The sequence below is a fragment of the Nesterenkonia sp. F genome (assembly GCF_000220985.1).
GTDB lineage: Bacteria > Actinomycetota > Actinomycetes > Actinomycetales > Micrococcaceae > Nesterenkonia.
On the sequence record NZ_AFRW01000117.1, the window covers coordinates 39,076 to 48,346 of the forward strand.

At 71.3% G+C, this 9,271-nt stretch carries 9 protein-coding genes and 3 tRNA genes; 6 read left to right on the plus strand and 6 right to left on the minus strand.

From position 1 onward, the window contains the following. Positions 1–13: 13 nt before the first annotated feature. Positions 14–1,660 carry a dihydroxyacetone kinase subunit DhaK gene (locus GU5_RS0110165; protein ID WP_010525469.1) on the minus strand — a complete coding sequence of 549 codons (1,647 nt, stop codon included), beginning with the start codon at positions 1,658–1,660 and terminating at the stop codon, positions 14–16. A gap of 142 nt (positions 1,661–1,802) precedes the next feature. After that, positions 1,803–2,399, minus strand: coding sequence for an orotate phosphoribosyltransferase (pyrE, locus tag GU5_RS0110170; protein ID WP_010525470.1), 597 nt, complete (start codon positions 2,397–2,399; stop codon positions 1,803–1,805). A 219-nt stretch (positions 2,400–2,618) separates the two neighbouring features. Between pyrE and nadE the strand changes: the two genes are divergently transcribed. The 3 genes from nadE (at position 2,619) to GU5_RS0110185 (ending at position 4,693) form a co-directional block, all read left to right on the plus strand. Beyond that, positions 2,619–3,443, plus strand: a complete 825-nt coding sequence (gene nadE, locus GU5_RS0110175) for an ammonia-dependent NAD(+) synthetase (RefSeq protein WP_010525471.1) — start codon at positions 2,619–2,621, stop codon at positions 3,441–3,443. A gap of 175 nt (positions 3,444–3,618) precedes the next feature. Beyond that, on the plus strand, positions 3,619–3,855 hold the full coding sequence (locus tag GU5_RS15215) for a superinfection immunity protein (protein ID WP_158217726.1): 237 nt from the start codon (positions 3,619–3,621) through the stop codon (positions 3,853–3,855). Positions 3,856–3,889: 34 nt separating this feature from the next. Beyond that, on the plus strand, positions 3,890–4,693 hold the full coding sequence (locus GU5_RS0110185) for an exodeoxyribonuclease III (protein WP_010525473.1): 804 nt from the start codon (positions 3,890–3,892) through the stop codon (positions 4,691–4,693). Between the two features lie 98 nt (positions 4,694–4,791). On the opposite strand, the gene GU5_RS16445 is transcribed toward GU5_RS0110185, so the two are convergent. Beyond that, the gene (locus GU5_RS16445; RefSeq protein ID WP_010525474.1) at positions 4,792–5,256 is read right to left on the minus strand and encodes a DUF4282 domain-containing protein; all 465 of its coding nucleotides are present in this window, start codon (positions 5,254–5,256) and stop codon (positions 4,792–4,794) included. 211 nt (positions 5,257–5,467) lie between these two features. On the opposite strand from GU5_RS16445, the gene GU5_RS15230 reads away from it, so the two are divergent. After that, complete coding sequence (locus GU5_RS15230) at positions 5,468–5,884, plus strand: hypothetical protein (protein WP_010525475.1); 417 nt, start codon at positions 5,468–5,470, stop codon at positions 5,882–5,884. A gap of 244 nt (positions 5,885–6,128) precedes the next feature. On the opposite strand, the gene GU5_RS0110200 is transcribed toward GU5_RS15230, so the two are convergent. From GU5_RS0110200 to GU5_RS0110215, 3 genes are all read right to left on the minus strand, one after another. Beyond that, positions 6,129–6,201: transfer RNA gene (locus GU5_RS0110200), tRNA-Phe, on the minus strand. 60 nt (positions 6,202–6,261) lie between these two features. After that, positions 6,262–6,335 (minus strand) — tRNA-Asp (locus GU5_RS0110205). A 132-nt stretch (positions 6,336–6,467) separates the two neighbouring features. Beyond that, positions 6,468–6,543: transfer RNA gene (locus tag GU5_RS0110215), tRNA-Glu, on the minus strand. A 129-nt stretch (positions 6,544–6,672) separates the two neighbouring features. Here GU5_RS0110215 and GU5_RS0110220 point away from each other — a divergent pair. Both GU5_RS0110220 and GU5_RS15235 read left to right on the plus strand, forming a co-directional pair. Next, positions 6,673–7,038 (plus strand): metallopeptidase family protein, encoded by a 366-nt coding sequence (locus GU5_RS0110220; RefSeq protein ID WP_010525476.1) that lies wholly within the window; start codon positions 6,673–6,675, stop codon positions 7,036–7,038. 412 nt (positions 7,039–7,450) lie between these two features. Then, the coding region (locus tag GU5_RS15235; RefSeq protein WP_158217727.1) for a hypothetical protein at positions 7,451–9,271 on the plus strand (1,821 nt) is incomplete at its 3' end.

The window sequence follows — 9,271 nt, forward strand, 5'->3', positions numbered from 1 at the left end:
CGCACGCCGCGGCTCAGCGCAGCGCGGAGGCCAGCGCGTCCAGGAAGCGGGCGACGGCGACGGCGCCGGCGTCCTGCGCCCCGGCGGTCGCAGCCTCCGGCACATAGGCCGCCCGCCCGGCCTTCGCGGTCAGCGCTGCGGTCGCCTCCGCACCCTGCCCTGCCGCACGGGCGGCCTCGGGCAGCCCGCCGCCCCCGGCCAACGCCCGCTGGGCCGGCAGCAGCGCGTCGAGCATGGTCCGGTCACCCTCGACGGCCCCGCCGTGGTGCTGCATGGCCGCGATGCCGGCTTGGAACGCCTCGGGCCAGCTGCGCCCGTCCTCCAGGGCCCTGGCGACGGCGGTGGAGCAGATCGCCAGCAGCACGCCGGAGGAGCCTCCCATCGCAGTCTCCAGCGAGCGCGCGATCCGGCGCACCGCCGCGGCCGGGTCGGCGAAGCCGAGCTCGCCGGAGCCGATGAGCTCGTCGACGGCGCGCGCTCCGGCGGCGAAGGTCGTGCCGGCGTCGGCGTCGCCGGCGGCCCGGTCCAGCGCGTCGAGCTCCTCGGTCGCGGCCGTCAGGGCCGCCGCCCCCGAGCGCACGGCCTGTTCGACGCGGCCGTCCTCGGTGGTCGGCGCCGGGTCCCCGGCCTCAGCGGTCGACTCGCCGGCCGGACGCGTCCTCGGCTCGCCGGGCGTCGTCGCCGGCGCCCAGCCCGGCGCCGTCGTCGGCGCGTCGACGGCGGCCAGCAGCTCCTCGGTGGCCGGTGCCAGGGTGACGGAGAAGCCGTGCATGTCCAGCGAGGTCATCAGCGGCGCGGGACCGATCAGGCGGGCGAGCGGCCGGACGCCGAGCTGGCCGAGCAGCTCGCGGGCCAGCACCAGCCCCTCCTGCGGCGAACAGCCGCCGAGGTCGTTGAGGACGGCGACCAGTCCGCGGCCGCCGTGCTCGTCGGCGAGCGACCGGGCGTCCAGCGCCTCGAGGACCAGGGCCATCGCGTCGTCGGCCCCGGAGACCTCCGCCGAGCGGGCACCCGGCTCGTTGTGGATTCCCAGGCCCAGCTCGGCGCCGCGGGAGGCGTCCCGCTCGGCGCCCGGCAGCGTGGCCGGCGTCAGCGCCAGCGCCATGGTGCGGATCCCGGCGCCGGTGCGCTCGGCCGCGGCGGCGACGTCGTCCAGCGAGCCACCCTGCGCGGCCAGATGCCCGGCGACCTTGTGCACCAGCACGGTGCCGGCCAGCCCGCGCGGCTGCTCGATGTCCGGCAGCGCGACGTCGTCGCGGATCAGCACCGTGCGCACGTCCAGCCCCTCTTCCCGGGCCCGCTCGGCGGCCAGCCCGAAGTTCAGCCGGTCGCCGGTGTAGTTCTTGATCACCAGCAGGCAGCCGGCCGGCCCGGTGACCGCGCGGATCGCCTCGAGCACGGCGCTGACCGGCGGGGAGGCGAAGAGCGACCCCGGCACGGCCGCGGCGAGCATGCCCTCGCCGAGGTACCCGGCGTGGGCCGGCTCGTGGCCGGAGCCGCCGCCGCTGACCACGGCGACGCCGGCGGCGGGATCATGGTCGGCGCGGACGAGGACGTCGACGCCCTCGGAGGTCTCCAGACGCTCGACGGCGGCGGTGCGCAGCAGCGCCTCGAGCACCTCGGGCACCAGCTGGTCGCGGGAGGGATGGAAGTGAGCCACGCTGCTCTCCTGTCGCTCGGGGCCGGAGCCCCTCGGGCGCCGGTCGTGCTGAATGTGCTGGTGCGGGGGCTGGTCGTGCTGAGCCTGACGGCTGCGATGCTCGAGGCCCGGGCGGCCGGACCGTCCGGGGCGCTCGGACCGGTCAGTCCACGCCGAGGTCGATCTTCGAGTACGCGTAGAGATAGGGCACCTGTGCGGTGTCCTCGATGTGCTCGCGCGCGCCGGTGTTCCGGTCGACGAGCACGGCGACGGCCTGCACCTCGCCGCCGGCGCCGCGCACGCCCTCGACGGCGGTCAGCGCCGATCCGCCGGTGGTGGAGGTGTCCTCGAGGACGACCACCTTGCGTCCGTCGACGCTGGGCCCCTCGACCTGACGCCCCATGCCGTGGGACTTCGCCTCCTTGCGGACGACGAAGGCGTCGATCGCCCGGCCCTCCTCCTGGGCGGCGTGCATGATCGCCGCGGCGACCGGGTCGGCGCCCATCGTCAGCCCGCCGCAGGCGACGTAGTCGATGCCGGCGTCGTCGAGCATGCGCATCATCACCCGGCCGACCAGCCGGGAGGCCTCGTGGTGCAGCGTGATGCGCCGCAGGTCGATGTAGTAGTCGGCGCTCTCGCCCGAGGAGAGGGTGACCTCTCCGTGGACGACGGCGAGCCGCTGGATCAGCTTCTTCAGCCGCCGACGCTCGGCGCTGGGGGTGGACACCTCGGTGCTGCTGCCGGTGGTCGTCGAGATCATGGGGCCATCCTACTGGCGTCGCGTCGTCTCTCCATCCCCGATCGCTCCGCCGCCGGAAGCTCCCGATCAGCGCGACGGCGGGGCTGTCACAGCCGGACCCGACGGCGGCCGTGACCATCTCCGGGCGCCCGGAACCGCCGCGCCGTCGCCCGCCACCTCCGGGCGACTCCGTCACGCCGGAGACACACCGGAGACACGCCGCGCCGGTAGACTCGAAGCATGTGTGAGCAGCAGACCGCCATCATCGACGAGATGGGCGTGCAGCCCGAGATCGACCCCGCCGCCGAAGTCGCCCGCCGGGTGGAGTTCCTGACCGACTATCTGCGCCGCACGGGGGCGCAGTCGCTGGTGCTGGGCATATCCGGCGGCGTGGACTCGTCTCTGGCCGGACGACTGTGTCAGCTGACCGTCGAGGCCGTGCGCGCCCACGGCGACGACGTCGCCTTCCACGCAGTGCGTCTGCCGCACGGCGTGCAGCAGGACGAGGACGAGGCCGCCGCAGCTCTGGAGTTCATCGCTCCGGACCATGCCCACACGGTGAACATCGCCGAGCCGGTGGCCGCGCTCGACGCCGCCGTCGCCCCGTCCGTGGGCGGGAGGCTCAGCGACTACCACCGCGGCAACGTCAAAGCCCGCGTGAGGATGGCAGCCCAGTACGCGATCGCCGGCGAGCATCGCGGTCTGGTGGTCGGCACCGATCATGCCGCGGAGTCGGTCACCGGCTTCTTCACCAAGTACGGCGACGGCGGCGCCGACGTGCTGCCGCTGTTCACGTTGAACAAGCGACAGGTCCGTCAGCTCCTGCAGCACCTGGGCGCGCCGGAGAACCTCTGGTCGAAGCCGGCCACGGCGGACCTGCTCGACGAGAACCCCGGTCAGCTCGACGAGACCGAGCTCGGGCTGACCTATGACGTCATCGACGACTACCTCGAGGGCCGCGAGATCGATCCCGAACTCGCCGAGCAGCTCGAGGCCCGGCACCGCGCCACACGACATAAGCGCAGCGTGCCGGTGAGCATCCAGGACGAGTGGTGGCGCGGCTGAGGCGACCGACGCTCCCGGACTTCCTGTTGGAGTGAGCCGCTCGACCTCAGTAGGGTGTGACGGCACGCTCGCACCACGAGGTCGCCGCCGGCGGCTCCAGGAGGTCACAATGCCGAACGACGCGAACCCGCTCCTCCCCGGCCCTGAGTGGCTCATGTTGGGAGCCCCCGTCGCGGTGCTGTCTGTCAGCCTCACGCTGATCGTCGCCGCCGGGATCTATCTGCTGCCGACGTTCCTCGCCGTCGCCCGCGGCTCCGAGAGGCTCTGGCCGGCGGTGCTGATCGACGTGCTGCTCGGCTGGACGGTCATCGGCTGGATCGCCGCGATGATCCTCGCACTGATCCCGCCGAAGCCCGCGCCGTCGGCCCCGGAGCCTGCCCCGGCCGCGGCGCCGTCGTCGTTCGCCGACTGACCCGCCCGCAGAGCGCGCTGATAGCTTGGACTCCATGCGGATTGCGACGTGGAATGTGAACTCTATGCGCGCCCGGGCCGACCGGGTGGAAGCCTGGCTGGACCGCTCGGACGTCGACGTCCTGGCGATCCAGGAGACCAAGTGCAAGGACGACAACTTCCCCTGGGAGGTCTTCGAGCAGAACGGCTACGACGTCGCGCACTTCGGCTTCGACCAGTGGAACGGCGTGGCCATCGCCTCCCGAGTGGGACTGCGCGACGTCGAGCGCACCTTCGCCGACCAGCCGGCCTTCGGCAAGAACGGGAAGGACCCGGTCCAGGAGGCCCGCGCGATCGCCGCGACCTGCGGGGACCTGCGACTGTGGAGCCTCTACGTGCCCAACGGCCGCGCCCTGGACGACGAGCACATGAGCTATAAGCTCGACTGGCTGGCCACACTGCGCGGCCACGCCGCGTCCTGGTTGCAGGAGGACCCCGAGGCCCAGGTCGCGCTGGCCGGCGACTGGAACATCGCCCCGCAGGACGACGACGTCTGGGACATCGACCACTTCCGCGAGCAGGGGCTGACCCACGTCTCCGAGCCGGAGCGGGAGGCCTTCCGCGGCTTCCTGGAGGCCGGCTACGTCGACGTCGCGCGCCCGCACACTCCCGGCCCCGGCGTCTACACCTACTGGGACTACCAGCAGCTGCGCTTCCCGAAGAAGGAAGGCATGCGCATCGACTTCGTCCTGGGCAGCCCGGCGATCGAACGGCGCGTGGAGAACGCCTTCATCGACCGCGAGGAGCGCAAGGGCAAGGGGGCCTCCGACCACGCCCCGGTGGTCGTCGACCTCAGCTGAGCCGCCGCACATCGGAGGATGACTCGGCGGGACGTGTAGGAATACGGCCTCATTCCCACACGTCCCGCCGAGTCATCCGACGACGACGGCGCCCGGACTCAGCGCCGCTGGTGCATCTCGCGGCGCAGCGACTCGATCTCGATCCGGGTGCCGGCGGTGTTCTGCGACGTGCGGATCATCGCGATGTAGAACTCCAGCATCACGCGGATGAGGATCAGGTAGATCACCGCCGGGATCCAGCCCAACAGCAGGGCCAGCACGCCGACCCAGGTGTCGGCGACGAACCCGCCGATGACCATGAACAGCCAGCCCAGCACCAGGAACACCAGCAGCACGATGTAGATGAACGTGGCGAACTTGACGGTGACGAAGCTCTGGAAGGAGAAGTCGAAGAGCGCCCCGAAGAATCCCTTCGCCTCGACGGCGTTGGACTGCTGGGGGTGCGGCGGCTGGTCCTGCGGCGATGGTTGCCGACCCTGCTGCGGGTAGTACCCCTGCTGCGGGTGCTGGCCTTCCGGGGGCTGCTGGCCCGACGGGCCGGGGGCACCGGGTGGCTGCGTCATAGGTCCTCCTCAGAACGGCGATGCGGTGATCATGCGGCGACCGGGCGCCGGTGGTCACAAGGTAGCCGCAGGATGCCGCGGCAGTCGACTGTTCGCGCACCGCCGACGTCGGACGGACGCGTCGGGCGGCAGCGTCGGACCGCGTCGCCGGAGACCGCGTTCGCGCCTCTCCAGCTCCGTCCACACCGCACGGACATGTGAGACTGGTGGGATGCAGACTGCTCCGTCCATCCGGCCCGCCGTCGTCCGCACCGGCCGCCTCGCAGTACTGGCCCTGCTCGCGGCGGGCCTGTGGTGGGGATGGTTCGGATGGGACGACAGCTACCAGCACGATCCGGCGACGGGCGAGACGTCAGGCCCCTATGCACTGTGGCAGGTCATCGGCTGCACAGCGTCCGGAGTCCTGCTGGTCGTCGTGGCCGAGCGGTTCGTGCCGCCGCCGGCCCTGCTCACCGTGGCGCCGCTGGCCTTCACCGCCGCCTGGGCGCTCACCGCCGTCCCGACCGACCAGTCCGGCCTCGCACTCGTCGGCACCGTGCTGGTCCTCACCGGAACGCTCCTCGGCGCCTCGGCCGTCGTCGCGACGACCCGGGCGCTCCGCGGCCTCGCCCGCCGTCACGGGCACTGACGTCCTCTCCATCGCCCGGACACGACCGCACCCGCCGGGCTTCAGCTGGGTGAATGACTGCGCGAGCATCGGCGTCCATGGTCTGGACGCATCTCAGCCCGTCGGCGCCGGCGGGGACCTCCGGATATGTCCAGCATCGGCACGCCGTCGCCGGTCGGCCGACCATCGCCGGCCCGAACCCCACCCCTCCGGAGAACCCCGAGACGCAGAAAGACCCCCGGGATATTCCCGGGGGTCTTGACTGTGGCTCCGACCGGCGTCGATCCGGTGACCTTTCGATTTTCAGTCGAACGCTCTACCAACTGAGCTACAGAGCCAGATCATCATCCTCGCGGGATGACCCGCTCTCCGGTCAGGTTCTCTGTCAGAGAGAGGAGCGACCCTGACGGGACTTGAACCCGCGACCTCCGCCGTGACAGGGCGGCGCGCTAACCAACTGCGCTACAGGGCCTTGTTCTTTTATGTGCCGGGCGGGCACGAAGAAAAACTCTATCAGAGCTTCGCTGCGAGCACCAACTCGGCGCCTCGACCCGCACCCCACCCGGCCGGAAGAACCTCTTCCGACCGAACGGCCCGGCGAGCCTGGTACCCCCAACGGGATTCGAACCCGTGCCGCCGCCGTGAAAGGGCGGTGTCCTAGGCCGCTAGACGATGGGGGCGCGAACCCACGAGGGAGCCGAGGCAAGTCTAATCGCGCCGCGAACGGACCGGCAAATCCGCACCATCCTCCCCGAGGACCGACGTCGGTCGGAGCACACCCCCCCCGGGAGCGCCCGTAGACTGACGCCATGGCCTTCCCGATGAGCGACGAGGAGTTCGACGCCGCGGCCTCCGAGGCGCTGGACTCCATTCCGCAGCGGCTGCGCGACATGATCGACAACGTCGTGATCTTCGTGGAGGACCGCTATCAGCCGGAACCCGGCGAGGACCCGGACACTGTGCTGCTGGGCCTCTACGAGGGGATCCCGCTGACCGAGCGCGGCAACGAGCCCTGGGCGATGCCGGACCGCATCATGCTCTACAAGGAGGCGATCCTCGACATCTGCTCGACCCGCGAGGAGGTCGTCGACCAGGTGACGATCACCGTGGTCCACGAGGTCGCCCACTTCTTCGGCATCGACGACGCCACGCTGCACCGCCTGGGCTGGGGATGACGCCATACCACGTGGCCGCCGCCCCGTCACGGATATCGAACCTTCAACCTACTTGAAGGTTGTCGCAACCTCTTCGTGACCCGTGCATCCCCTCCATCATGCGGATCGAGCGCTCACAGGCGAATCACAGGAACGACACGGGCCATTGCCCCCGTGATCTCCCTGCAATTATCGTGAGCTCTGCAACGCCACTGGGTCGCCGCCGTGTTTCCCATCGCCGCGGAGCAGACGCCCGGACGCCGTCGATCCCATCGCGTCCGGTCTGGACGGCCTCGCCGAACAGACCGGCAGGACGGTTCCCGGACCCCGTCGCCCCGCACCCTCCGACGGCGGACGACCGGCCCCTGTGCGTGGCGCTGCTCCAGTGAGTGAGAAGTGAGGACATACCGTGACGAATCGCCGCAATCTCGGCGTGGCAGCTGTGACCGCAGCAGTCGTGACGACTGCTCTGGTCGGCACGACCCTGCCTGATCTGCTGGCTGACCGCGCCGCGCATTCCGATCAGCAGAACCCTGACCTGGGCGAAGCCGGCTCGATCGTCGAGACCGAGCTGCCCGACGCCCCCTCCGGCGAGGAGATCGACGCCGCGCAGGAGTCCCCGCAGGCGCGCGACGGCATGATCGAGGAGATCACCGAGCGCCTGTCCCAGGCCAACCAGCGAGCTCTCGAGCTGGAGGCCTCCACACAGATCGAGCAGCAGAACGCCCTCGAGGCAGAACAGGCCGCCGAGGCCGCGGAGCAGAAGGCCGAGGAGGCCCAGGAGGCGTCCGAGGAGGCCGACCGCAGCCAGGCCGAGCAGTACAAGGACGGCGAGACCGGCGCCGGCGACGTGCTCCTCTCCGAGGACGAGGATGCGCTGGCCGACTCCGCGACCCGCGAGAAGCTCGACGAGCAGGCCCGGCAGGAGGCCGAGCAGGCCCGGCAGGAGGCCGCCGAGGCCGAGAACCTGGCCGCGCAGGCCGAGGAGCAGCGCCAGGCCGCCGAGCAGGCGCAGGAGGAGCTCGCCGAGGCTCGCCGCGGCACCGACGACGAAGCTCGTGAGATCGGCGAGACCGCCCTCGAGCTGGTGCGACAGATCGCCGAGCTCAACGACTGGGACGTCGACGTCGCGCTCCAGCAGATCCGGGCCAACGAGGCGTTCCTGAACGAGGACGGCGAGCTCGACGAGGCCCAGCTGGGCTACCGGCTCGATCAGCTCCGAGCTCAGATGGGCCTCTCCCAGGACCAGCCGACCCAGACGGTCGGCGACCAGACCGCCGAGGATTCGGCGGACGGTGGAGAAGGGGAAGCTTCACCGTCCGCCGAATCCGAGGCACCCGAGTCGGACGAGGGCCCGGCGGCGCCGGAGACCCAGTCCCTGTCGGACTACAAGGTCGGCACCCGCAACCTGGTCGAGCGCTATGCCGCGCTGCAGGATCAGGAGCCGGAGGAGGCCTTCCGCGAGATCATCGTCGACGCCGCGCTGGTCGACTCCTCCGGCGAGATCGATTTCGACGCCCTGCTGACGAAGGTCACCGAGCTGGAGCCCGAGCCTCAGGTCCGCGCCGCCTCCGCTCCGACGGAGAACTCCGAGGAGCAGGACGAGGGCGACGACGAGGATGCGGACGACCCCTCCGACGAGGACTCCGACCGGGCGCCCGAGGAGGAGCGGCCCTCCGAGGACCCGGCCTCGCTGGCCACCCCGGACCAGCAGCTCTCGAACTATCTGCCGGACACCCGCGCGCTCGTCGAGGAGTTCGCCCAGCTGCGCGAGAAGACCCCGGAGCAGGCCTTCGACCTGCTCCTCGGCAAGGAGAAGTTCACCGACGACGACGGCCTGCTGGACTTCGCAGCCCTCTCCGACCGGGTCGAGGAGCTGCGACCGGAGCCCGAGCAGACCGAGGAGGAGCAGCAGGAGGAGCAGGCCGCCGCCCAGCTGCAGCAGTATCTGCCGGCGACCCAGGAGCTGGTCGAGGAGTTCGCCCAGCTGCGCGACATCACTCCCGAGCGAGCCTTCACCCGGCTCCTCGACGAGGAGGCGTACACCGACGACGAGGGCGTGCTCGACTTCGACGCGCTGGACGAGCGGGTCGCCGAGCTGCGCGGCGAGGACGAGACCTCCGAGGAGTCGGCGGAGTCGGCGGGGTCCGACGAAGGAGCGTCCGAGCCCTCCGAGGACGCCTCCTCCGAGAGCTCCGGGCCGAGCCTGGCGAACTACCTGCCGAACACTCGCGACGCCGTGGGCGAGCTGGCC

What these genes read in the sequence shown, in the direction of transcription:
- GU5_RS16445 (WP_010525474.1), bottom strand. Translation starts at nt 5,256, where the DNA reads ATGACGCAGCCACCCGGTGCCCCCGGCCCGTCGGGCCAGCAGCCCCCG.
- GU5_RS15230 (WP_010525475.1), top strand. Translation starts at nt 5,468, where the DNA reads ATGCAGACTGCTCCGTCCATCCGGCCCGCCGTCGTCCGCACCGGCCGC.
- GU5_RS0110220 (WP_010525476.1), top strand. Translation starts at nt 6,673, where the DNA reads ATGGCCTTCCCGATGAGCGACGAGGAGTTCGACGCCGCGGCCTCCGAG.
- GU5_RS0110185 (WP_010525473.1), top strand. Translation starts at nt 3,890, where the DNA reads ATGCGGATTGCGACGTGGAATGTGAACTCTATGCGCGCCCGGGCCGAC.
- pyrE (WP_010525470.1), bottom strand. Translation starts at nt 2,399, where the DNA reads ATGATCTCGACGACCACCGGCAGCAGCACCGAGGTGTCCACCCCCAGC.
- nadE (WP_010525471.1), top strand. Translation starts at nt 2,619, where the DNA reads ATGTGTGAGCAGCAGACCGCCATCATCGACGAGATGGGCGTGCAGCCC.